Origin of the sequence: Bradyrhizobium sp. (genome assembly GCF_027451485.1) — a bacterium.
Lineage (GTDB): Bacteria > Pseudomonadota > Alphaproteobacteria > Rhizobiales > Xanthobacteraceae > Bradyrhizobium.
The window spans coordinates 1-22,352 of sequence record NZ_DAIDJE010000035.1 but is presented as its reverse complement, the minus strand read 5'-3'; the positions used below and the strand labels follow the sequence as shown (position 1 = coordinate 22,352).

Here is a 22,352-nt window from a genome sequence, read left to right as displayed (position 1 = left end):
GGTGCAGGCGGGTGCCTATCAGAACTCGACCTGGGTGGTCGCCGTCGCGAAAGCCGGCGTCGAGGACGGTTTCCCACTGATCGGCGGCAGCCTGATTGTCGATCCCGACGGAGAGATTGTCGCGGAAGCCGAGACCGAGGGTGATGAATTGCTGGTTCATCCGTGCGATCTCGATGCAACGGTCTTTGGCAAGAAGACCATCTTCGATTTCGCCCGCCATCGCCGCATCGAGCACTATGGTTTGATCACGAGTCGCGTCGGCGCCGTTCCGCCGCCGGAAGCCTGATAGCCGAGGCCGATGCCCATGAGCTTTGCGCTCGATCATGTAGTGATCAATGTGCTGTTCGACATGGAGCGCGCTGCCGCGCTGATGTCAAAGCTTGGTTTCACGCTGACGCCGCGCGGCTATCATTCGCTTGGGTCAATCAATCATCTGATGATGTTCGAGCAGGATTATGTGGAGCTGATTGGGCTGCCGTTGGGCACCGATAAGATCCGCAAGGATCTGCTCGAAAGCCCGCGCGGCCTGAACGGGCTTGTATTCAAGGTCGGCGATATCGATTCCTGCCAGCGCGCGTTGGGCGACGCCGGCCTTGCTGCGCTCGAGCCTCAGAGCTTTTCGCGGCCGGTCACCATCGATGGCGTCGAGCACCTGGCCCGCTTTCGCACGGTGCGCACTGCGCCGAACTTGTTCGACGCGGGACGAGTCTATTATTGCCAGCATTATACACCGGAACTGGTCTGGCACCGGCCATGGATGGCGCATCCCAATGGCGTTCGCGTCTTGAAGGAACTGGTTATCGTGACCTCGAATGCGGAAGCCGACGTTCCCTCCTATGCGAAAGCCGCGCAATCCGCTCCGGAGAGGCAAGGGGACGATTGGCGGATCGTCCTGCCAGGCGGCTTTTATCTCACGCTGATCTCGCCCGCGCGCTATCGAGCGCGTTATGGCGACCTCGGTGTCGAGGCCGATGGTCGGGGCAGCTTCTTCGGCGCGCTGGTATTCGTGGCTCCCGACCTCGTGCGCGTCGGCAGTCTTGTCTCATCGATTCCCGATTTGCGCTTCGAAGCCGGGAAGACCTCGCTGCGCGTCCTCGCACCATCCCTCAATACGCTGTTCGAGTTTTGCTGACTTCGTCAGCTTGAGGCAGCTTTTCGGCCCAGCCGCTCCGTGGCCATCACCCGCAGCGTCCTCCGATCGAGCTTGTTCGTCGAAGCCAAGGGAAGGCTCTCGACGAACCAGATCGAGCGCGGATGCTGGTAGGCTGGCGCGTTGGCCAGCGCGAAGGCCTTCAGCTTCGCTTCATCGAGATCGCTAGCCTCGCGCTTGACCACAAAGGCCACCGGCTTGGTTCCCTTGATGTCGTCGTCGACCGGCACGACGCAGGCCTGGCTGACATCGGGATGGCTCTCCAGCATCTTTTCGACTTCGCCGGGAAAGATATTTTCGCCCCCGCTGACGAACATGTCGTCGGTGCGGCCGACAAAGAAGTGAAAGCCGTTTTCGTCGCGCCGAAATACGTCGCCCGTGACATAGAAGCCGTCCTTGGTGATCGGCGAGGGGACATCGGGACGGTTGTGATAACCATTCATCACTGCCGGGCTGTTCATTTCGAGCACGCCTGCATCTGAGGGCTCGCCGTCGTCTCCGATCAAACGGAGCTGCACCTTCGGATGCGGATAGCCGACCGACATATCAGGCTGGGTCAAGCCTTCAGGATGCGGCCCGAAGACAACGGGGCCAGCTTCGGTGGTGCCATAGGCATTGGTCACCGCTGCGCGCGGAAGCGCGCGGTGGATTGCGTCCATCAGGCTTTGGCTGACGGGGGCCGACCCCATTCGCAAATACTTCACGCTGGAGAGGTCGGTCGCCGCGAACCGCTCCTTGTCGTTGAGCATCATCGCGATCATTGGCGGCACGGCCGTGAGCCAGGTGCAGCGATAGTCCGCGATCGCCTTCAGGTAGAGTTGAGTGGTGAATTGCGGCAGCAGAACAATCGTGGCATGGGCCGCATGCGCCAGCTGGCTCATCGCCAGCGCATTCATGTGATAGAGCGGCGCTGCGACCAGGAAGCGGTGCTGGCTCATGTCCTGCGCGGCCATGCGCTGTTCGACCACCCAGATATGGCTTTGATGCGAGAGCACGACGCCTTTCGGGCGTCCGGTCGAGCCCGACGTATAAAGAAACATCGCCGGTTCGCGATCGCCAGGGGCAATCGGCGCAAACGGCCCGGGGTCGAGGAAGCCCGCGAAGTCCTCCGCTCCATTGCCGCCGTCGAAGCCAACGCGCGGCACATCCTTGGGCGCGCTGGTCAGGCGCGTCGCGTCGCAGAACACGAGCTTGGCGCCGGCATCGCGAACGATATAGTCGATGGTGGCCGGCGGGAACTTGAAGTTGACCGGCACCGCGACAAGGCCGGCACGCATGATGCCGTGGACGGTCGAGAGATATTCGAAGCGATTGGCCGAGAGGATCGCAACGCGGTCGCCTCGTCGCAGGCCGCGCGCGCCAAGCGCCCGCGCGACAGCACCGGCCTGCGCCTCAAAATCACGATAGCTGAAGCGGCGCTCGCGTCCCGTGCCGAGATCGATTACTGCGACTTTGTCGGGATCGCCGTGTGGAGAGGTCAGGGCTCCCAGGTTTACGAACGAAGGAATGGCAGCCACCGCGGCGTTCCCGTCAGGCTGGCGGCGCCGTGAGATAGGTGCCGCGGCCGCTGGCAAGCAGGCGGCCGTCCTTGTCGAGAACCTTCGCCTCCGCCACCGAGAATTGCTTGCCGAAGTTCACGATCTCGCCGCGCATCGTCAGCACGCCTGGCATCGCCGCGCGGTGATAGTCGACCCGCAAATCGATCGTCGGCACGCCACGGCCGGTCCTGGAAACCATGGCCCAGTCGGCGGTGAGGTCGACCAGCGCAGCCAGAATGCCGCCATGGGTGTAGCCGCGATCGGGATTGACGACCCATTCTTCGCGCCATGTTGCGGTCAGCTCGATCGTGCCTTCACCGACCGCAACCACCTTAAGCCCGAGCCATTGATGGTACGGTCCGCGGGATATCAGCTTCTGGACGTCTTCGATGCTGGGAACGTCACTCATCGCACACACTCTCTATAATTCTTATAGCCATTTCTCGCGGCCCGAAAGCTGGTCCTTACGGCTTGACCACGACCTTGCCGATAACCTCGCGGTCCTGGATAAGACGCAGACCCTCCGCCGCCTTTTCGAGCGGCAGCACCGCGTCGATGACCGGCGCGATCTTTTTCTCGGCGATCATTTTCATCAGATCGGTCAGATTGTCCTCATAAAAGCTGTTGGAGCCGATCACCTTCAGCTCGAAGCTCCAGATGTAACGCAGGTCCTCCTTCGGATCGTGCCCTGCGGTGGCGCCGCAGACCAAAAGGCTGCCGCCGCGCTTGAGGCAACGCAGCGACGGCACCCATGTATCGCCGCCGGTGAAATTGATCACCACGTCGACGCCGCCTTCATAGGTGCGGCGCTGTGGCTTGCCGTACTTCTCGATCGCCCATTTCGAGAAATCCACCTCCTTGTAGTTGATCGTCTGGTCGGCGCCTATCGCCTTGAGCTTTTCGAGCTTCTCGGCGCTGCTCGCGCAGGCGATAACCTCGGCACCGAGTAGCTTGCCCAGGATGACGCAGCCGGTACCGACGCCGCCGCTCGCGCCCAGGATCAGGACGCGGTCGCCCTTTTTGATCGTGTTGTGCGTAATCAGCATGCGGTGCGCGGTGCCGTAGGCGACCGGCAGCGATGCCGCGTCCTCGAAGCTGACGCCGTCCGGCATGACGATCAGTTGGTCGGCCTCGACCAGGCAATATTCCGCCATGCCGCCATCGAGCATCTCGCCCATCAGGCCCTTTTTCTTGTTGAGCGGGTTGACCAGCACGCGACTGCCGATCTTCCAGCCCGATACGCCTTCGCCGATCTCCGTGATCTCGCCCGCCATATCGAGCCCGATCACCACCGGCAGCGGCACCTTGATGCCCGGCATGCCCTTCACCGTGAACACGTCATGGTAGTTGAATGAGGAAGCGCGCACGCGGATCACGACACTCCCCGGCTTCGCCTTGGGCCTCGGGTAGTCGTTCACCAGCTGGAGATTTTCCAACCCGCCGTGTTGGCGCAAGAGCAGCGCCCGCATCGTTTCTGACATCTCGTGTTCCTGTTTACTCGCAATCGGACGCGGGGCGCCGGATCGCAGGGGCCGCAGTTTGCTGAGAGGCGGCGCAAGATCAAGCGTCAATCCCCGCAACCCACCCATTCGGAGAGGGTTTCGCATGCTGGAAGATCAGAGGACAATGCCCTTCACGTCCCGTGGTCAGGACGCATCCTGCATGGCCGCCTCGACGATCGCCGCAATCGATGAAGAAAGACTGGCGCCAAGGTTGGTTCCTGGCCGACCGCCGCGCTTCGCGACCTCATGAAGGATCGCCCGAAGCTGTTCATGCCTGACCTTCTCCTGCCCCGGCCTCAGCGGCAGACGCTCGGCCAATAGCTGGTTTTCGATCTTTTCGGCCTCGAGTTCGAGCGCCGTGACCTGCGCGCGGAATTGTTCGGTTGTCCTAGCTGGCGCCGATGCGGGTCCCGTCTTCAGGTGGGTCCGGATGGCCCGCAGTTTTCGAACGACCTGCTCGCGCCACGGGCCGCAGGTCGCGTCCAGTGCCCTGATCTCGCCCGGCGTCAGCAGGATGCGATGTCTGACCGCGGCGAAGGTCACCATCAACAGCAGCATCACGTCGACGTCCAGTTCGTTCTGCAAGGCGAGGCAGGCTTTGGCGACGCCGGGGCGCGCATAGAGCGCGAGGGCAAACGCCCAGCTATCCGCTTCGAGTTCGGGGCTAGTGCCCACTTTCCGAACTTCGCTTTTCATTTCATTCGCCGGTCTTGATCGAGTTCAATCCACCCCAGCGGCTGACGGCGGTGTTCTCGATCTCAAAGAGGTCGAGCACCCGCCCAAGCGTGTGATCGACCATCTGCTCCAGGCTTGCAGGCCGTGCATAAAAGGCCGGAACCGGCGGGTAGACGATCGCGCCCATTTCGGTGGCTGCCGTCATCGCGCGCAGATGACCAAGGTGAAGCGGGGCTTCGCGAACCATCAGCACAAGACGGCGTCGCTCCTTGAGAACGACGTCGGCGGCACGGGTGACCAGTGAGGAGGTGACGCCCGTGGCAATCTCCGCGAGGCTTCGTATTGAGCAAGGCGCAACCACCATGCCCATCGTTCCGAAGGACCCGCTGGCGATCGAGGCGCCGATATTGTCGACCGGATGCACCACGCTGGCCAGCGCCGCTACCTCGGCAACATCGATGTCCATCTCCTGCGTCAGGGTGATCCTGGCCGACCGGCTCATCACCAGATGGGTTTCGATATCGGTGTTCCGCAATAGTCGCAGCAGGGCGACGCCATAGATCGCGCCGGAGGCGCCGGTCATGCCGACGATCAATCGCTTCGGATGTGAATTCATCGAAACCAGAACGGATTAAGGTCAGGCCAGAAGGCAGCTCCCGCCAGATTAGCAGGGTCCTCCGTCGACGTTAAGCTGACTCGCATGAATCCAGCTTTTGGAGGCTGCTGCCATGCGTTAGCCTGATTGAAATCCTCGACGGAGCGGACGTAAAGGGAATGAGGAATACCCATCGGCCTTAACGTCGTGGATGACGATCCGATCGAGACTTGAGGGAGCAGGCAATGGAGGCAAGGCGTTCCAATACGGGCGAGACGGCGCATCCCGATCTCCGCGACTGGTTGGGCCAGCTCGCCGGCGTCGGGCGCCTCGCAGTGGCGCACAAGGGCGTTTCACTGATCGATGAATTGGCGGCGATTGCCAAGAAACTCGAAAATGAGCGCGCCGTGCTGTTCCCCCAGCCGGGCCAGCACAATATCCCCGTCGTCGCCAATCTGTTCGCCGACCGCAGCTGGATCGCGGATGCGCTAGGTGTGCCGGCTGACAAGCTGCTGTCGACCTTCCAGGATGCCGTTCGGCATCCGCTGCCCTGGGTCGAGGTCGCCGTCGCGCCGGTTCAGGAAGTCTTCCATGAGAGAGTCGATCTCCTCAGACAGCTGCCGATCCCGAAACATAACGAGCATGACAGCGGCCCCTACATCACGGCTGCGCTTCTGATCGCGCGCAATCCGAAGACCGGCATTCAGAACGTCTCCATTCATCGCTGTCAGGTCAGTGGGTCCGACCGGATCGGCGTGCTGCTGCTGCCCAGGCATACGCTGCATTATTTCCGGATGGCCGAGGAGACCGGCGAGGGGCTCGAGATTGCGCTCGTGATTGGCGTGCACCCGGCCTGTATTCTTGCATCCCAAGCTATCGCGGCCCTCGACAGTGATGAAATGGAAATCGCCGGCGCGCTGCTCGGCCGTCCTATCGAGATGGTGAAGTGCCGCACCAATCGCGTGCGGGTGCCGGCGCATGCGGAGATTGTCATCGAGGGCCGTATCCTGCCGAAAGTACGCGAGCCCGAAGGCCCGTTCGGCGAATTCCCACAATATTATGGGCCGCGAGCCGACCGCGAGGTGATCCAGGTTGATGCGATCACCCATCGGAAGAGCCCGATCTTTCATACCATTACGGGCGGCGGCGTCGAACACCTGCTGCTCGGCGGGATTCCGCGCGAGGCGACGTTGCTAGAGCACTTGCAACGAAGTTTTCCTTCAGTGCGCGATGTGCGCCTAACCCGCGGCGGCACCTGTCGCTACCACCTCGCCGTCAAGATCGACAAGAAAAACCAGGGCGAGGCGAAAAACATCATCATGGGCGCGTTCGGCGGCCACTATGACATCAAGCAGGTGGTCGTGGTCGATATGGACGTCAATATCGACGACGAGCGCGAAATCGAATGGGCGGTGGCCACCCGTTTCCAGGCCGACCGCGACCTCGTCGTGGTTTCCGGTGCGCAGGGCTCCAAGCTCGATCCGTCCTCGGACAACGGCATCAGCGCCAAGATGGGGATTGACGCCACCAAGCCACTTTCGACCGATGCGATGGAGTTCAAGCGAATTCAGGTCAAGGGCATCGAGAAGGTCGATCTCGGCAAGGTGCTGGAAGGCGATCCGAAAGTCGCTTTTGCACGGATTGTCGCAGGTTGACGACGAGCCTGGACCGTCCTCATATAATTGGAGAAACGGCGCGAGGCGCCGTCGGGAAGGCTTTCCGATGTCGACGGCACTGCGGATTGCGCACGGAGCCTTTGGGCGGGTTGCGCTCCTCGATATGGACGCGTCGCTGGTGCGGCACGCCCATCCGCATTGCCATGTGCTGCTGAAGGTCGAGGGCGCGGACACCCAGTTCATCGTCGGTGACCGTGTTTACCCGCTGACCGACGTCGGCGCCGTCCTGGTGAACGGCTGGCAGCCGCATTCCTACGTGCATTATCCGGAGCGGCCGCGCACGGTCATCCTCGCGCTTTATATCGAGCCGGAGTGGCTGACGGTCTTTCGGCCGGGCTGGGCCGCCAGCGGCGCGCCCGGCTTCTTCAGCTATCCCTCCGGTGAGGTCTCGCCGCACATCCGCGGTCTCGCCATGAATTTGGCTGCCGACATGATGACCCGCCCGGAGGCACGCGCCGAGCACGAAGCGCTGCTGTCGGATTTGATGATCGCAGTGATCGAGCGTTTCACGCAGTGGCGAAGCTTTCCAACCTCGATTCGGGAAATGAGCGCCCGCGGCGGCGATTGGCGGATCCGCAAAGTGGCTGCCTCTATGCGCTCCGAAGCCGGGCGCGGCGCCGCGATCGAAACGTTAGCGCGGGAAGCCGGGCTGTCGCGCGCGCATTTTTTCCGTCTGTTCGAGGCATCCGTCGGCGTGCCGCCGAAGGTCTATCTCAACGTCGTGCGGATGGAGAAGGCGGTCGATGCGGTGCTCAATCGATCCGCCAGTGTTTCCGAGATCGGCCGTCAACTCGGATTCGCCGAACCGGCGCATTTCACCCGCTTTTTCCGCAACCACAGCGGTGTAAGCCCGCGCGAGTTCCGAAACGTTTCACGTCTCGCAAGTTGATGTTGCGTTGCACACCATCAGCGAAATGAGACGGGATGGTAAGTTTCGAGATTGCGCGGCATTGCGAGCCCCGAAAGCCGCTGAATAGCTTTTCCTGACGCAGTAATTTGCGCGGGAGAAACGTTAAGGGATGGCGGAAGCCAGCTCAGCCAAAGCCCGTCCTGGCTCCGGCTCGCCTTGGGTCGGCCAATCGATTGCGCGCGTCGAGGACGCGGCGCTGCTCTCCGGGCGTGGCCGCTTCATTGACGATATCGGCGTCGGTCCGGGGACGTTGCATGCAGCCTTCCTGCGCTCCCCGCATGCCCATGCGGACATCATATCGATTGATGTGTCGCAGGCGATGCGCTCGCGCGGCGTCGTCGCGGTACTCCATGGCGAGGACATCAGGGCGATGACCTCGAGCCTGGTGGTTGGCGTCAAGGCGCCGGTGGAGTGCTGGCCGATGGCGGTTGGTCGCGTGCGCTATGTCGGTGAACCCGTCGCGATTGTTGTGGCCAGCGACCGCTACCGCGCCGAAGACGCCGTCGATCTCATCGACGTGCGTTATGCGGTGCGGCCGGCCGTGGTCGATCTCCGCGCGGCGCTAACAGCGGAAGCCCCCGTTCTGCATGATGGGTTTGGCGGCAATGTCGCGAGCGATCGCTCGTTCCGCTACGGCGATCCCGACGGCGCATTTGCCTCCGCGCCGCATCGGATCAGCATCGATGTCAGCTATCCCAGAAATTCATGCACGCCGATCGAAACCTATGGCGTGGTCGCCGACTACAACGCGGGCGAAGACGCCTATGACGTGCTGGCCAATTTCCAGGGGCCGTTCAGCATTCACGCGGTGCTGTCGCGCGCCCTGAAAGTCCCCGGCAATCGTCTGCGCTTGCGCACGCCGCCGGATTCCGGCGGCAGCTTCGGTGTCAAGCAGGGCGTATTCCCCTACATCGTCCTGATCGCAGCGGCGGCGCGCGCGACCGGACGCCCGGTGAAGTGGATCGAGGACCGTCTCGAACATCTGACCGCCTCTGTCTCCGCAACCAATCGCGCGGTTTCGCTGGCTGCCGCCGTCGCAGAGGACGGCCGTATTCTCGCACTCGACTGGGACCAGATCGAGGACTGCGGCGCGCATTTGAGGGCACCCGAGCCCGCCACGCTCTACCGCATGCACGGCAATCTCACCGGCGCTTACGACATCCGCCATCTGAAAGTCCGCAACCGCGTCGTTGTCACCAACAAGACGCCGACGGGATTGAACCGCGGCTTTGGCGGACCGCAGGTCTATTTCGCGCTGGAACGTCTGGTTCAGCGAATCGGCGTCGAACTCAATATCGATCCGCTCGATGTGATCACGCGCAATCTGGTCCCTGCGGATGCCTTCCCCTACAAGACGGCCAGCGGCGCCCTGCTGGATTCCGGCAATTATCAGGAAGCAGTACGCCGAGGCGCGCGGGAGGGGGCGCTCGCCGAGCTGAAAGCGCGGCGCGATGCGGTACGCGCGGAGGGGCGTCTTTACGGCATCGGCTATGCCGCGGTGGTCGAGCCCAGCGTCTCCAATATGGGCTATATCACGACCGTCCTGACGCCGGCCGAGCGGCGCAAGGCAGGTCCAAAGAACGGCGCGCAGGCGACCGCAACGATCGCGATCGATCCGGTCGGCAGCGTCAGCGTTCATGTCGCGTCTGTGCCGCAGGGGCAGGGCCACCGCACCGTTCTGTCGCAGGTGGTTGCCGATGTCTTCGGGTTGAAGCCGTCCGACATTCGCGTCAATACCGAGATCGATACTGTTAAAGACGCCTGGTCGATCGCCTCCGGCAACTATGCCAGCCGATTCGCGCCGGCGGTCGCCGGCACGGCGAAGCTTGCGGCCGATCGGATCGCCGCGCGTTTGCGTCGCGTCGCGGCGAGCCAATTGAACACGGAAGTCGACGACATCGTTTTTGTGAACGGTCACGTCGGATCGAGGCGCAACCCCGACAACAAGATTTCGTTTTCGCGTATTGCCGCCTTGAGCCACTGGTCGCCCGCCGTCCTGCCCGATGGTATCGCTCACACCATCCGCGAAACCGTGTTCTGGACGCCGCCGGAACTAACGGCGCCCGACGAGGGCGACCACATTAATTCGTCGCTGTGCCACGGCTTCATTTTCGATCTTTGCGGCGTGGAGATCGATCGCACGACCTTGCAGACGCGGGTCGACCGCTACGTCACCATGCACGATTGCGGGACCATCCTGCACCCGGCCATGGTCGATGGGCAGGTGCGCGGCGGATTTGCCCAGGCGCTGGGTGCCGCGCTCTACGAAGAATACGCCTATGCCGAGGATGGCAGTTTTCTGACCGGAACGCTCGCTGACTATCTGCTTCCCACCACGGCGGAAGTGCCCAGTCCGATCATCCTGCACATGGAAACGCCGTCGCCTTTCACTCCGCTCGGATCGAAAGGTGTTGGCGAAGGAAATTGCATGTCGACGCCGGTTTGCATCGCCAATGCGGTCGCGGACGCGGTCGGTGCGAAAGATATCGTTTTGCCGCTGGTGCCTGCCAAGCTGGCCGCGATCGTTCGCGGCGCCGAACCTGCGCCGCCGGCGCGTCAGAATTCGCCAATGCAAGAAAAGCGCGACGGCGATCGCAAGTTGCGTGGGGAGGGCGAGGCCGTCGTCAGTGCCGGCGCGCAACAGGTCTGGGACATGCTGCTCGATCCAAACACGCTGGCAGGCGTGATCCCCGGCTGTCACCGCGTCGAAAGGATCTCCGATACGCACTTCCGCGCCGATGTGACGCTCGGCATTGGACCGGTCAAAGGACGCTATCGCGCCGAAGTGAAGCTGTCCGATCTCGATCCGGCGAAAGCGGTGACGCTCGCTGGCAGTGCGGACGGCGCGCTTGGTTTTGGTCGTGGTGAGGGCCGCATCACCCTTCGCCCCGCGCCAAATGGCGGCACCGTGATCCATTATATCTATGAGGCCGGTATCGGCGGCAAGGTCGCGAGCATCGGTGGCCGTCTTCTCGATGGCGCCGCAAAGGTCATCATCGGACAATTCTTTGCGGCCCTGGCGCGAACGGCTGGTGGTGGTTCATTCGCGTCCGAACGGCTTTCGTGGATCGCTCGGCTTCGGCAGTGGTTCGGAGGGCAGCGATGAAGCCGGCGGCCTTCGATTACGTCCGCGCCGAACACCTCGATGAAGTGCTGGATACGCTTAACCGCGAGGGCGGCGACGCGCGCGTCATCGCCGGCGGTCAGTCGCTGATGCCAATGCTCAACATGCGCCTCGCCAGGCCGACGACGCTGATCGATATCATGCGGCTTCCGCAACTCGCGCACATCGAACGCAACGGCGACAACGTGATCATCGGTGCCGCCGTGCGTCAGTCCACGCTGCTGGCATGGCCAGAACTTGCCGAGACGTTGCCCTTGGTTGCCCGCGCGTTGCCCTGGACCGGCCACGTCCAAACCCGAAGCCGGGGTACCGTGTGTGGATCGGTCGCGCATGCAGACCCAAGCGCCGAATTACCGCTGGTGCTGTGTGCGTTGGGTGGCGAGGTGCATCTGCGGAGCAGAAGAAAACGGCGCCGTGTTCCGGCGAACGATTTCTTTACCGGCATGATGGTGACGACCCGCGCAGACGATGAACTGATCGAGGCGATTTCGCTGCCGACCAATCGGAACGCCTGCGCCTTTCGCGAGGTCGCGCGCCGTCACGGCGATTTCGCGATCGTCGCCTGTGCGGCGGTCGCGACAAAAGGCGGCGTTTGCCTCGCAATCGGCGGCGTTGGCGATACGCCGGTGACGCGGGAATTCCCGCGCCTCGCATCGGGCGCGCTCGACGATGCCTTGAACACGTTCGCCTACGAGCTCGATGCGCGTGACGATGTTCATGCCTCGGCGCGATACCGGCGCGATCTTGTTCGTCTGCTGGGCGCCGAGCTGATTCGCGAGGTGCTTTCATGACTCGCCTTGCTGCTAATCAGCGCCATGCCGTTCATCTCACCCTTAATGGCAAGCCGTGCAGCGGGGAGGCGGAGCCTCGCATGCTGCTGACTGATTTCCTGCGCCACGAGATCGGCGCCACCGGCACCCATGTCGGCTGTGAGCACGGAGTCTGCGGGGCCTGTACAATCGAGATCGTCGGAAATCTCGCGCGCGCCTGTCTCACGCTGGCGGTACAGGCCGACGGCTGCGACGTGCGGACGATCGAGGGCCTTGCTCCCGCGCCCGATCGACTGGGTGCGTTACAGGCGGCGTTCAAGCGGAACCACGCCTTGCAGTGCGGATTCTGTACCGCCGGAATCCTGATGTCGCTCGACCACTTCCTACGGGAAAATCCGAGACCCAGCGAACAGGAGGTCCGCGATCTCTTGACGGGCCATTTGTGCCGCTGCACCGGGTATGCACCAATCGTGCGCGCGGCGATGGAAGCCGCCGCGGAAATGGCGGACCGACCAGCGAAGGAGAAATCCGATGCTTGATTTGGGAACAAGCTTTGTCGGCAGCGTCGCGCGCGATCCCGATGTGCTGGCCATTGTTCACGACGAAGTCCGGTTGACTTATGCGCAGTGGTACCGACGCATCTCGTCCGTGGTGGCCTCCTTTGATCGAATCGGCCTGAAGACCGGCGATCACATCGTCACCGTGCTCCAGAATTGCGAGGCGGCCGCGACCCTGCATTGGGCTTGTCAGCTTGCCGGTCTCGTGATCACGCCGGTGAACTGGCGCGCCAAGGATGACGAGCTTGATTTCTGCATCGAGAATTCCGAAGCGCGCGCTGTCGTCTATCAGGACGTTTCCGCGCAAGCGGCGGCGAAATCGAAACGCGCGCCTCATCTGCCGCGCATTGCGATTGGCTGCGACGATGCAGGTGCGATCGCCTTTTCGCGCATCGTCGCCGAGCCCGCGGCCGATGCAACGCCGCGCGTCGGTCCCGAAGACTGGTCGGTCATGCTTTATACGTCAGGCACGACGTCGCGGCCGAAAGGCGTGCCGCGCCGGCATCGCGCCGAACGCGCCGCCGGCGTCGCCCATGTGGCACAGAATCTTTACCGGCGCGGCGAACGGACTCTCGGGGTCATGCCGCTTTACCACACTATGGGAGTGCGCTCGTTGATCGCGATGTCGCTGATCGGCGGCACGTTCGTCTGCCTGCCGCGTTATGACGCGAAGAAAGCGCTGGCGCTGATCGAAACGGAAAAGGTCACGAACCTATACCTGGTGCCGACGCTATACCACGATCTGGTTTACGCCCGCGAGTTTGCCTCGACCGACGTATCGAGCGTGCGCAAGCTCGGCTTTGCCGGTGCGCCGATGACGGACGGTCTGTTGAAGAAGCTGGACGAGGCGTTCCATCCTGATCTGTTCGTCAATCACTACGGCAGTTCCGAGATCTACACCTTCACCATCGACCAGAACGCACCGGTCAAGCCGGGATCGGCAGGCAAGGCGGGGATCAACCAGGAAGTCAGGGTCGTGAAGCTGAACGCGGCTTCGGTCACCGATCTTGCCGCGCCCGAGGAAGAGGGCGAGATCATTGCGCTTATGGCGGGGGACGAATCCTTCGACGGGTACTGGCGGCGCCCTGACGCCGACGCAAAGTCCCTGCGCGAAGGCTGGTATTTTACCGGCGACACCGGCTTCGTCGATCGCGACGGCGATCTCTTTGTTACCGGCCGCGTCGATGACATGATCATTACCGGCGGCGAAAATGTTTCGCCGGTGGAAATAGAAAGCTGCATTTCTCTGCACCCGGCAGTGCTGGAAGTCGCGGTCGTCGGCTTGCCGGATGAGAAATGGGGCAAGGTCGTCACGGCCTTCGTCAAACGCAGGGCGGCGGTCGGGGAGGCTGAACTCGATCAATTCTGCCGCAGCTCGGGGCTGGCTGATTTCAAGCGGCCGCGGCGCTTCGTGTTCGTCGACGCGTTGCCGAAATCGCCGGTTGGAAAATTGCTCCGTCGCCTGCTTGTTGCAGGCGATTTTCAGCCTGAACGCCTGCCGCCGCCCTCCAGCGCGGCCTGACCAAACAGAAAGGACTCACGATGGCTTCCGCTTACACTTTTGCAGATCCGAGGCTCGCCAAGCTCGATGGCTTTCAGGTCGAGATCGATGAGACGCGCGAGCGCGCTGATATTATTCTCAACCGGCCGCCGCTAAACGTCGTCTCGATGCCGGAGCGCGACCAACTCCGTCTGGTGTTCGAGACGCTGGATGAGGATGCGCGGGTGCGCGTCATTGTCGTGCGGTCGGTCGGCGAGCATTTTTCCTCCGGCGGCAATATCGGCGGCTTCATGGAAGCTACGCCTGAGACGGTTTCCAAGCTCGCCTGGAATATCGCTTCGCCCGCACGCTGCTCGAAGCCCGTGATCGTCGCCAATCGCGGCTATTGTTTCGGTGTCGGCTTTGAATTGTCACTGGCTTGCGACTTTCGCATTGCCTCCGATACCGCACTCTACGCCTTGCCAGAGCAGAAGCTCGGTCAGATCCCCGGTTCGGGCGGCTCGGCGCGCTTGCAGAAGATGATCGGGATCACCCGCACCAAGGATATCGTGATGCGTTCCAAGCGCATTACGGCAAAGCAGGCTTTCGACTGGGGCATTGTCACGGAGTGCGTACCTGATGCCGAGCTTGAAAAGGCGACCGACAAGCTCGTCGACGAACTCCGCACCTTCTCCCCGCTGGCACAGCGGACGGCAAAAAAGCTTCTCAACGATACCGAGGAGTCGACGCTTTCGATCGCGATCGAACTGGAAGGCCATTGCTACAGCCGTCTTCGTCAGTCGGATGATTTCAAGGAGGGCGTCGAAGCCTTCAACGCCAAGCGGCCGCCGAAATTCATCGGGCGCTGAATTCAATTGTAGTTCCAGGGGAAATTGGGAGGGGACAAATGTCGATTGCCGAGACCAGGAGTATTGAAGCCGCGCCACCTGTCGGAGCGCGGCAAATGCGAAACGCGACGATCGCCTCGGTGCTTGGCTGGTCGCTCGATCTGTTCGACCTCTTTATCCTGCTGTATGTCGCGCCTGTCGTCGGGGCGTTGTTCTTTCCGGCGAGCGCTCCGACGCTCTCGCTGGCTGCCGTCTATGCTTCGTTTGCTGTGACGCTGTTAATGCGGCCGGTCGGGTCGGCGATTTTCGGTCACTATGCCGACGTTCATGGCCGCAAGAGTGCGATGTTTACGGCAATCGTCGGCGTCGGTGTTTCGACGGCGATATTCGGCGTGCTTCCTACGATCGAGCAAGCCGGCTATCTGGCGCCGGTCCTGTTCCTGATCCTGCGTCTGATCCAGGGCATTTTCGTCGGCGGCGTCGTTTCCTCGACCCATACGATCGGCACCGAGTCGGTCTCGCCGGAGCGGCGTGGCGCGATGTCCGGCCTGATCGGCGGCGGCGGGGCGGGCATCGGCGCGCTTCTCGCCTCGTTCATCTTCCTGATCACGTCGTCGATCTTTCCGGGCGATGCGTTCGCGGTGTGGGGATGGCGATGCATGTTCTTCTCCGGACTGCTCAGCTCACTGCTCGGCTGGTTTATTTTCTCCAGCCTCGAGGAGTCACCCTTTTTCAAGGAACGGCAGCAAAAGCGGGCCGCCGGGGTCGCCGATAAGCCGGTGGCGCCGGTCAAGGAGCTGTTTTCGGCCTCCTGGCGCAATGTCTTGCTGCTCAATCTGCTCGTCACCTTCGGCGGAGGGGCCGGCTATTACCTGACTTCCGGCTATCTGCCTTCATTCCTGAAGGTGGTGAACAAGATTCCTAATCACGTCTCTTCCCTCATCCTGATCGGCGCGAGCATTATGGCGCTGATCTCTGCCATTGCCGTTGGCGCACTCAGCGATGCGATTGGCCGCAAGAAGACGTTTCTCGTGGCCGGCGCGTGCATGATCGTGCTGCTGCCGATCTGCTACTTCCGCATGGCCGCCGCGACTGATACCGGCACGATCGCATTTTATGCGCTGGCGATCGCGTTCCTTGGCAATGCCGGTTATGCGCCGATCCTGATCTTTCTCAATGAGCGGTTTCCGACTGAAATTCGCGCCAGCGGCACCGGTCTGTCGTGGAATATCGGCTTTGCGCTGGGCGGCATGATGCCGACCTTCGTTTCTCTAGCGGCCGGAGGGCCATCGCAAATCCCGATGTCACTCTCCGTCTTCGTCGTCGTCATCTTTGCGATCTATCTGATCGGCGCGCTTCTCAATCCGGAAACCAAGGGAAACTTCCGCTGATAGGAGGGAGAAGCCGGCGATCGGGAAGCTTGCAACAGGAGGTCGCTTTAGCATCCCGCTTCGGCTGGAACTTCACTTGACGCTTTGATGTTGCAATTCGGTGGAAGAAATTGCGTGAATTCGTCGGCCTGCCGTGGCCAGGTTAATGGACGGTCCCCGGGATCGTGGGCGATGATGCATGGCGCAATCTTGGAAGGATAGCCGCCGTCATGGCCTCCGAAGGCCACAAAGGGTCTGAACGAACCAAATCGATGGCAGGCCTCCGGCGTCGCCTGAAGCAGCTTCGGCTGACGCGGATCGGTCCGGGCCTGATCACGGGCGTCGCCGATGACGACCCGAGCGGAATTGCGACCTATTCCCAAGCCGGTGCTCAGTTCGGGCTCGATATGCTTTGGACCATGCCATTGGCATATCCGTTGATGTCGGCGATCCAGTCGATGTGCGCGGAAATCGGCCGCGTCACCGGCAAGGGACTTGCGGCCAATATCAAGGCCAAATTTCCTCCGATCGTGCTCAGGAGTCTGGTGCTGCTCCTGCTGATCGCAAACACGTTGAATATCGCCGCCGACGTCGCCGCGATGGGGGAGGTTGCAGAACTCGTCAGCGGGTTCGACCGCCATCTCATGACAGCGGCCTTTGTGACGCTCACCCTGATTCTTCAGATCTTCGTGCCCTATCACCGATACGTCTTCTTTCTGAAATGGCTGACGGTATCGTTGCTCGCCTATGTGGCCGTTCTTTTTATGGTGCACGTTCCCTGGGCCACGGTAGCGAAAAAGACGGCGTGGCCAGCCTTGAGCCTGGATTTCAACACCGCGTCGATGGTTGTCGGCATTTTCGGTACGACCATCAGTCCGTATCTGTTTTTCTGGCAGGCTTCCGAGGAGGTCGAAGATCTGCGCGCCAAACATGGCGCTGCGCTCCTCACAAAACCTGCTGCGGCTACCCGTGAACTGAGACGAATTCACTGGGACACGTGGACCGGTATGTTCTATTCCGACCTGACGGCGTATTTTATCATTCTCGCCACGGCGGTCACGCTTCACGCATCGGGGATCACCGACATTCAAACCGCTTCTCAGGCGGCTGGTGCGTTGAAGCCTCTGGCGGGAAATTTTGCCTTCCTGCTATTTGCGATCGGCATCATCGGCGTCGGCCTGATCGGTGTGCCGGTCCTGGCCGGTTCTGCAGCCTACGCGCTCGCCGAAGCGATGAGCTGGAGATCAGGCCTGGAACGAAAGGCTCACGATGCCCGCGGATTCTATTCAGTCATAGCGGTCAGCGTTCTGTCCGGACTGGTCATCCAGTATTCGCCCATCACGCCCATGAAAGCACTTTTCTGGAGTGCAGTCATTAACGGCATCGTGGCTGTCCCATTGATGATCGTTGTCCTCTTGATCGCAACGAGTACGTCCGTAATGGGTCGGTTTACTTCGAGACGGTTCATTGTTGTGCTCGGCGGGATCGCGACAGCGATCATGGCAATCGCGGCAGCGATGATGTTCATTCCATCTTGATCTTGCGGTGCTGCCGATCACGATTGGATCAACAGACCTTCGTCTACAGCCCCGAGGCGCGAAGCGCTTCAGCCACGGTCATGATGGGGATGTTACGTTTAGCCGCGGCACTTAGCGCATGACGCAGCAAATCCGGAGTGCAACCAAAGGGGCTGGGCTTGGTCGCGATGTCGTGGCCATAAAAAATAAGCCATCCATAACTAGCGGCGAGTTCGTCGAGAGTGCGATCGATCCCACCATTATCGATGTGACGATCAATCAGAGGGGTCGAACGCAGGTATTGCAGGTCGATCGTGCCGCGGTTGATGCCGGGAATGATGCCGCGGGACGACCGGAAGTGCTTCGCAAGCAGCGGTTTGTGCCATACGGAACCAAGACCGTATGGATAGGCAAAATTCTCGATTTTTATCGAAGGGTCGAGGCCGAGCAGATAGCGGCGGTTTTGCTCTATCTCGCCGGCCAGGCCTGTCGCGTCGAGGTCGGCCGCGCGTGCATGAGAAAATGTATGGCAGGCAATCTCATGGCCGCGCCGGTGCAGATCCACGATGGTTTCGGCTTCGGCGACTTGCCAGTGGCCGGACCATTTGCCGACCTCGCCGCCCGAGACATAGAATGTCGCCTTCGCATGATGCTGGTCGAGAAGGGGAACGCCGAAGGAGGCCGCGCTCTCGGGGAAATCGTCGAAGGTGAAACTGACGATCGGCTGCCGGTTGGCGAGCTTGAACGGCGTCGCGTAGAAATACCGCGACAGACGGTTTTCGACGCGCGCACCAAAGTCCCGCAGATAGCCATGTGCGGTCATTTCAGTCGCCCGATCAGACGCCGGTTTCGAGTAAGGGGGTATGGGCGTGCTCGAACAGAAAATCAAGCCAGTTGCGGAACATCACGGCTGCCGCGGCACCGGTCGCAATGTCCTGCCGGAGGTTGCGCTCGGGCAATTCGGTGCTCAATGCCGGTCTTCGCTCGGTCTGCGAGCGCAGGGCAAAGGCGGCGAGCCTCTGTTCGGTCTCGGCATCGAAATAGCCGACAGGAATGCCGGGATACCGGTCACGTTCTCCGGCGAGAAAACGGGCGATGTCGCGAAGGTATTCGCGTTCCAGCGACAGCGCCTCGTATTCCGGATGTCCCTGATAGAAGATGAACTGGCTGCCGAAATCCTTGGCGAAGCTGTCGATGCCGCCTTTCGCCGATCGCGACAGCAATTGATAACCATTTGCCGTCAGGTCCTGGGCGTTTAGTTCATTGAGACGCGAATGCGCAATCTTGAAGAGGGTGGGAAGGTCATCCGTCAGCCAATGGGATGAGACGCGGGTGCAATCGAAGATGCCAGCGCACTTCGTTTCGAGTCGCCTGCGCTCGATGCCATCCAGGTGCAGCACCGCAGCGTGGGCGGCGAGGCACGACCAGATCGTCGATCGCGTGTTGTCCTTCGCCCAGTCGATGATGTCGGTGAGATCACGCCAATAGGCCTCGTCGTTCAGGTCTGTGGCCTGAGGCTCGGCGCCGGTGACGATCAGCCCGTCGATCGGCAGCCGGTCTAGATCGGCGATATCGGTATATTGCGTCTCCACGCGTCCTTTTGCCGATTGCGACCGGCGCACTGAGGGCAAGGAGAAGCAATGGAAATCGATGCGGATGTCTCCGGCTGCCTGCCTCAGCAGCCGCATGAACTGACGTTCGGTCGCTTGCAGCGCGGCGTCCGGCATATTGTTGACGAGGCCGATCGTGAGATCGACGTCAACGTCTTTCGGATGGCCGTACTTGTCTTCTCGCCGCTGCTGCGCCGGGACTAGACCGGGACTGACGATCAGTCGCCGCTTTTCCAACAGGACGGTCATGTCGCGCCTAGAGCTCCGATTCAATGGAAACGTCAAATCCGCTGCAGAATCATTCCGCCGCTTCTAGTCGGTTGGCCTGTGAACTCGCCTTGGCCAGCGCCTGATCGATATCGGCGATGATATCGTCGACGTGCTCGATGCCGATCGAAAGACGAATAGTCTCCGGCAGGATGCCCGCTACGCGCTGCTGCTCTGTGGTCATCTGGCGATGGGTGGTCGAGGCTGGGTGGCAGGCAAGCGACTTCGCATCGCCGATATTGACGAGGCGCGTGATCAGCTTCAGCGAGTCGTAGAACACCTTGCCGGCTTCCATGCCTCCCTTGATGCCGAACGTGAACAGCGAGGAAGCCCTGCCGTTGAGATATTTGGCGACGAGTGGATAATAGTGGCTGTCGGTGAAGCCGGCATAGTTGACCCAGTCCACGCGGGGGTCGTCGCGCAGGAATTTGGCGACCTTGCGGGCGTTCTCGACGTGACGTTCGACGCGAAGCGCCACGGTTTCAATGCCTTGCAGGAGAAGGAAGGCGTTGAACGGCGACAGCACCGCGCCCATGGTGCGCTGATAGACGCTGCGCGCGCGCTCGATATAGGCTTTCTCGCCGAAACGTTCAGCGTAGACCAGACCGTGGTAGGAGACATCAGGTTGGTTGTAGGCGGGGAAGCGGGCGGCGTGATCGGCCCATCGGAAGCGGCCACTGTCGACGATGGCGCCCCCCAGCGTAGTGCCATGGCCACCGAGAAACTTGGTGAGCGAGTGGACGGCGATGTCGGCGCCGTAGTCAAACGGCCTGAGCAGGATCGGCGTCGCCACGGTGTTGTCGACGACGAGCGGCACCCCGTGGCGATGCGCGACTTTCGCCAGTGCTTCGATGTCGCAGATATTGCCGGCGGGGTTGCCGATGCTCTCGGCGAACACGGCTTTGGTGTCATCATCGATCAGCTTTTCGATCGCGTCGGCCTTGTCGCTTTCGGCGAAACGGGTCTTGATGCCCTGGCGCGGCAGGATATGGGCGAGGAGGGTATGCGTGGTGCCATAGAGCTGCGGTACCGAGACGATGTTGCCGCCGCCGTCAGCGAGGTTGACGATCGAGAAATGCAATGCAGCCTGGCCGGTCGCAACCGCCAGCGCGCCCACACCACCTTCGAGCTCGGCGATGCGCTTTTCGAGCACGGCGGTGGTCGGATTGGAGATGCGGCTGTAACGGAAACCTTCGGCTTCCAGATTGAAGAGCGCAGCGCCATGATCGGCGCTGTCGAATGCATAGGACGCGGTCTGATAGATCGGAACGGCGACCGATTTGGTGGCGGAATCAGGTTCGTAACCTGCGTGAATGGCAATCGTTTCGCTGCGCATCGGTCATCTCTACGTTCTTGGCGCGTAACGCACTTCAACGTGCTTGTTCCAAAGGCCAATTTGTAGAGCTCTGGCCGTCAACCCTTCAATAATTCGCGCCAAGATTGATGAAATAACCCTAACGAAGGCGCATCTGTTGATTAAAGCTTCGCGCAAGTTCATCAGGCTTTCGTAACCATGTTTGCGGTGCGGCGCACGCGCTCGGCACGAGCCGTGATCGATGGTCTCGCCGCCTCGCGCAAGCCGGACCGAAAAGAAATCCTTAGGAAGTTCGGACAATATGGATTCCGTCGTCCGCGGCACCCGCGGCTCCCGAGTTCAGAGATGGCCATTTCAGTTCCGACCGTGAAGCCGGTCGATTTTTCCGAAACCTTAACCTTCTTCGAAGGCGACTGGCACAGCGGCAATGTGCCGATCATGGGCCCTCGCACCCATGGCGCGTGGCTCGCTTCCACGGTGTTCGACGGCGCGCGGGCTTTCGAGGGCGTCGCCCCCGATCTCGACAGGCACTGCGAGCGCGTCAATCGCTCCGCGGTCAATTTCAAGCTCAAGCCCGTGGTCGATGTCGAAACCTGGCTTGCGCTGGCGCGTGAAGGCATCGCCCGCTTCAACAAGAAGGCCGAGCTCTATATTCGGCCGATGTACTGGGCGCAGACCGGCAGCGGCGGCGGCGTCCTGTTCGATCCCGAAACCACCAACTGGTGCCTCTGCATCTATGCGGCGCCGATGCCGCCGGTCACGGGTTCGGCGATCACCTTGTCGCCGTTCCGCCGTCCGACCATGGAAAGTGCGCCGGTCGACTGCAAGGCGGGCTGCCTTTATCCGAACAATTCGCGGGCCCTGATCGAAGCGCAGGCGCGCGGCTTCAACAATTGCCTGATGCTCGACATGCTCGGCAATGTCGCGGAGTTCGGCAACTCGAACGTGTTCATGGCCAAGGACGGCGTGGTCTATACGCCGGCGCCGAACGGAACGTTCCTCAACGGCATCACGCGGCAGCGGGTCATCGAGCTGTTGCGCGGCGACGGCATCAGCGTCGTCGAGACGACGCTCAGGTACCAGGATTTCCTCGCCGCCGACGAAATCTTCTCCAGCGGCAATTTTGCCAAGGTCGCGCCGGTGATCCGGATCGACGATCGCTCCTTGCAGGCGGGTCCATTCTTTCAGCGCGCGCGCAAGCTCTATTGGGAGTTCGCGCACGGCTGATGACGCGGCGTAGCGACCACTCGCCCCGGTTCTACATCCCGAGCAGTTCACGCACCGACGCCGGCCACTTCGCCAGCTCGGTGCCGTGGGTGTGGAACATCGCAACCGCGAGCCGGTCCATGCCGAACGCCACGCAGCCAGTGTGCGCAGGCGCGCCATTGGCATCCTTGATGTCCCAGGTGAGGCCGAAGTGGTCGCGGTGATAGTTGAAGCTCATGCAG

At 61.6% G+C, this 22,352-nt stretch carries 20 protein-coding genes and 1 pseudogene; 12 read left to right on the top strand and 9 right to left on the bottom strand.

The genetic code is table 11. The annotated features are described in order from the left end of the window. On the top strand, window positions 1-286 hold a 286-nt coding region (locus NEZ08_RS04755), incomplete at its 5' end, for a nitrilase-related carbon-nitrogen hydrolase (protein ID WP_298104258.1). Window positions 287-304: 18 nt separating this feature from the next. Further along, complete coding sequence (locus NEZ08_RS04750; protein ID WP_298104255.1) at window positions 305-1,132, top strand: VOC family protein; 828 nt, start codon at window positions 305-307, stop codon at window positions 1,130-1,132. A gap of 5 nt (window positions 1,133-1,137) precedes the next feature. On the opposite strand, the gene NEZ08_RS04745 is transcribed toward NEZ08_RS04750, so the two are convergent. The 5 genes from NEZ08_RS04745 to NEZ08_RS04725 form a co-directional block, all read right to left on the bottom strand. Further along, on the bottom strand, window positions 1,138-2,667 hold the full coding sequence (locus NEZ08_RS04745) for a class I adenylate-forming enzyme family protein (RefSeq protein WP_298104252.1): 1,530 nt from the start codon (window positions 2,665-2,667) through the stop codon (window positions 1,138-1,140). 13 nt (window positions 2,668-2,680) lie between these two features. Beyond that, window positions 2,681-3,097: a PaaI family thioesterase gene (locus tag NEZ08_RS04740; RefSeq protein WP_298104248.1), complete on the bottom strand. Its 417-nt coding sequence runs from the start codon at window positions 3,095-3,097 to the stop codon at window positions 2,681-2,683. A 55-nt stretch (window positions 3,098-3,152) separates the two neighbouring features. Continuing rightward, window positions 3,153-4,169, bottom strand: a complete 1,017-nt coding sequence (locus NEZ08_RS04735; RefSeq protein ID WP_298104245.1) for a zinc-binding dehydrogenase — start codon at window positions 4,167-4,169, stop codon at window positions 3,153-3,155. A gap of 165 nt (window positions 4,170-4,334) precedes the next feature. Further along, window positions 4,335-4,886 (bottom strand): TIGR02444 family protein, encoded by a 552-nt coding sequence (locus tag NEZ08_RS04730; RefSeq protein WP_298104242.1) that lies wholly within the window; start codon window positions 4,884-4,886, stop codon window positions 4,335-4,337. A gap of 1 nt (window position 4,887) precedes the next feature. Then, a complete protein-coding gene (locus NEZ08_RS04725; protein ID WP_298104239.1) occupies window positions 4,888-5,481 on the bottom strand; it encodes a UbiX family flavin prenyltransferase in 594 nt (197 codons plus the stop codon). A 224-nt stretch (window positions 5,482-5,705) separates the two neighbouring features. On the opposite strand from NEZ08_RS04725, the gene NEZ08_RS04720 reads away from it, so the two are divergent. The 9 genes from NEZ08_RS04720 (at window position 5,706) to NEZ08_RS04680 (ending at window position 17,733) form a co-directional block, all read left to right on the top strand. After that, a complete protein-coding gene (locus tag NEZ08_RS04720; RefSeq protein ID WP_298104236.1) occupies window positions 5,706-7,115 on the top strand; it encodes a UbiD family decarboxylase in 1,410 nt (469 codons plus the stop codon). Window positions 7,116-7,182: 67 nt separating this feature from the next. After that, window positions 7,183-8,025, top strand: a complete 843-nt coding sequence (locus NEZ08_RS04715; RefSeq protein ID WP_298104233.1) for an AraC family transcriptional regulator — start codon at window positions 7,183-7,185, stop codon at window positions 8,023-8,025. Window positions 8,026-8,155: 130 nt separating this feature from the next. After that, complete coding sequence (locus NEZ08_RS04710) at window positions 8,156-11,152, top strand: molybdopterin cofactor-binding domain-containing protein (RefSeq protein ID WP_298104231.1); 2,997 nt, start codon at window positions 8,156-8,158, stop codon at window positions 11,150-11,152. Beyond that, a complete protein-coding gene (locus NEZ08_RS04705; protein WP_298104228.1) occupies window positions 11,149-11,961 on the top strand; it encodes an FAD binding domain-containing protein in 813 nt (270 codons plus the stop codon). Before NEZ08_RS04710 ends, NEZ08_RS04705 begins: the two co-directional genes overlap by 4 nt. Further along, complete coding sequence (locus tag NEZ08_RS04700) at window positions 11,958-12,479, top strand: (2Fe-2S)-binding protein (RefSeq protein WP_298104225.1); 522 nt, start codon at window positions 11,958-11,960, stop codon at window positions 12,477-12,479. The genes NEZ08_RS04705 and NEZ08_RS04700 overlap by 4 nt, the downstream gene beginning before the upstream one ends. Then, window positions 12,472-14,019 carry an AMP-binding protein gene (locus tag NEZ08_RS04695; RefSeq protein ID WP_298104222.1) on the top strand — a complete coding sequence of 516 codons (1,548 nt, stop codon included), beginning with the start codon at window positions 12,472-12,474 and terminating at the stop codon, window positions 14,017-14,019. The genes NEZ08_RS04700 and NEZ08_RS04695 overlap by 8 nt, the downstream gene beginning before the upstream one ends. A gap of 20 nt (window positions 14,020-14,039) precedes the next feature. Next, complete coding sequence (locus tag NEZ08_RS04690) at window positions 14,040-14,846, top strand: enoyl-CoA hydratase-related protein (RefSeq protein WP_298104220.1); 807 nt, start codon at window positions 14,040-14,042, stop codon at window positions 14,844-14,846. A gap of 95 nt (window positions 14,847-14,941) precedes the next feature. Continuing rightward, the gene (locus tag NEZ08_RS04685; RefSeq protein WP_298104217.1) at window positions 14,942-16,216 is read left to right on the top strand and encodes an MFS transporter; all 1,275 of its coding nucleotides are present in this window, start codon (window positions 14,942-14,944) and stop codon (window positions 16,214-16,216) included. 251 nt (window positions 16,217-16,467) lie between these two features. Then, complete coding sequence (locus tag NEZ08_RS04680) at window positions 16,468-17,733, top strand: NRAMP family divalent metal transporter (RefSeq protein WP_298104215.1); 1,266 nt, start codon at window positions 16,468-16,470, stop codon at window positions 17,731-17,733. Between the two features lie 43 nt (window positions 17,734-17,776). Here the strand turns inward: NEZ08_RS04680 and NEZ08_RS04675 are convergent, their stop codons facing one another. From NEZ08_RS04675 to NEZ08_RS04665, 3 genes are read right to left on the bottom strand one after another with little or no spacing between them, the layout of a single operon-like run. After that, on the bottom strand, window positions 17,777-18,535 hold the full coding sequence (locus tag NEZ08_RS04675; protein WP_298104211.1) for a polysaccharide deacetylase family protein: 759 nt from the start codon (window positions 18,533-18,535) through the stop codon (window positions 17,777-17,779). A 13-nt stretch (window positions 18,536-18,548) separates the two neighbouring features. Continuing rightward, window positions 18,549-19,571 carry a homoserine O-succinyltransferase gene (locus NEZ08_RS04670; RefSeq protein ID WP_298104208.1) on the bottom strand — a complete coding sequence of 341 codons (1,023 nt, stop codon included), beginning with the start codon at window positions 19,569-19,571 and terminating at the stop codon, window positions 18,549-18,551. Between the two features lie 49 nt (window positions 19,572-19,620). Next, the gene (locus NEZ08_RS04665; RefSeq protein ID WP_298104205.1) at window positions 19,621-20,925 is read right to left on the bottom strand and encodes an O-acetylhomoserine aminocarboxypropyltransferase/cysteine synthase family protein; all 1,305 of its coding nucleotides are present in this window, start codon (window positions 20,923-20,925) and stop codon (window positions 19,621-19,623) included. Between the two features lie 324 nt (window positions 20,926-21,249). On the opposite strand from NEZ08_RS04665, the gene NEZ08_RS04660 reads away from it, so the two are divergent. Beyond that, window positions 21,250-22,131: a branched-chain amino acid aminotransferase gene (locus NEZ08_RS04660; protein WP_298104202.1), complete on the top strand. Its 882-nt coding sequence runs from the start codon at window positions 21,250-21,252 to the stop codon at window positions 22,129-22,131. 31 nt (window positions 22,132-22,162) lie between these two features. Here NEZ08_RS04660 and NEZ08_RS04655 read toward each other — a convergent pair. Continuing rightward, a pseudogene (locus NEZ08_RS04655) lies at window positions 22,163-22,352 on the bottom strand (hypothetical protein); the annotation flags it as partial.

Excerpts from the sequence above, each read along its gene's own strand:
- NEZ08_RS04750 (WP_298104255.1), top strand. The coding sequence starts at position 305 with ATGAGCTTTGCGCTCGATCATGTAGTGATCAATGTGCTGTTCGACATG.
- NEZ08_RS04740 (WP_298104248.1), bottom strand. The coding sequence starts at position 3,097 with ATGAGTGACGTTCCCAGCATCGAAGACGTCCAGAAGCTGATATCCCGC.
- NEZ08_RS04735 (WP_298104245.1), bottom strand. The coding sequence starts at position 4,169 with ATGTCAGAAACGATGCGGGCGCTGCTCTTGCGCCAACACGGCGGGTTG.
- NEZ08_RS04730 (WP_298104242.1), bottom strand. The coding sequence starts at position 4,886 with ATGAAAAGCGAAGTTCGGAAAGTGGGCACTAGCCCCGAACTCGAAGCG.
- NEZ08_RS04725 (WP_298104239.1), bottom strand. The coding sequence starts at position 5,481 with ATGAATTCACATCCGAAGCGATTGATCGTCGGCATGACCGGCGCCTCC.
- NEZ08_RS04720 (WP_298104236.1), top strand. The coding sequence starts at position 5,706 with ATGGAGGCAAGGCGTTCCAATACGGGCGAGACGGCGCATCCCGATCTC.
- NEZ08_RS04715 (WP_298104233.1), top strand. The coding sequence starts at position 7,183 with ATGTCGACGGCACTGCGGATTGCGCACGGAGCCTTTGGGCGGGTTGCG.
- NEZ08_RS04710 (WP_298104231.1), top strand. The coding sequence starts at position 8,156 with ATGGCGGAAGCCAGCTCAGCCAAAGCCCGTCCTGGCTCCGGCTCGCCT.
- NEZ08_RS04705 (WP_298104228.1), top strand. The coding sequence starts at position 11,149 with ATGAAGCCGGCGGCCTTCGATTACGTCCGCGCCGAACACCTCGATGAA.
- NEZ08_RS04700 (WP_298104225.1), top strand. The coding sequence starts at position 11,958 with ATGACTCGCCTTGCTGCTAATCAGCGCCATGCCGTTCATCTCACCCTT.
- NEZ08_RS04695 (WP_298104222.1), top strand. The coding sequence starts at position 12,472 with ATGCTTGATTTGGGAACAAGCTTTGTCGGCAGCGTCGCGCGCGATCCC.
- NEZ08_RS04690 (WP_298104220.1), top strand. The coding sequence starts at position 14,040 with ATGGCTTCCGCTTACACTTTTGCAGATCCGAGGCTCGCCAAGCTCGAT.
- NEZ08_RS04685 (WP_298104217.1), top strand. The coding sequence starts at position 14,942 with ATGCGAAACGCGACGATCGCCTCGGTGCTTGGCTGGTCGCTCGATCTG.
- NEZ08_RS04680 (WP_298104215.1), top strand. The coding sequence starts at position 16,468 with ATGGCAGGCCTCCGGCGTCGCCTGAAGCAGCTTCGGCTGACGCGGATC.
- NEZ08_RS04675 (WP_298104211.1), bottom strand. The coding sequence starts at position 18,535 with ATGACCGCACATGGCTATCTGCGGGACTTTGGTGCGCGCGTCGAAAAC.
- NEZ08_RS04670 (WP_298104208.1), bottom strand. The coding sequence starts at position 19,571 with ATGACCGTCCTGTTGGAAAAGCGGCGACTGATCGTCAGTCCCGGTCTA.
- NEZ08_RS04665 (WP_298104205.1), bottom strand. The coding sequence starts at position 20,925 with ATGCGCAGCGAAACGATTGCCATTCACGCAGGTTACGAACCTGATTCC.
- NEZ08_RS04660 (WP_298104202.1), top strand. The coding sequence starts at position 21,250 with ATGGCCATTTCAGTTCCGACCGTGAAGCCGGTCGATTTTTCCGAAACC.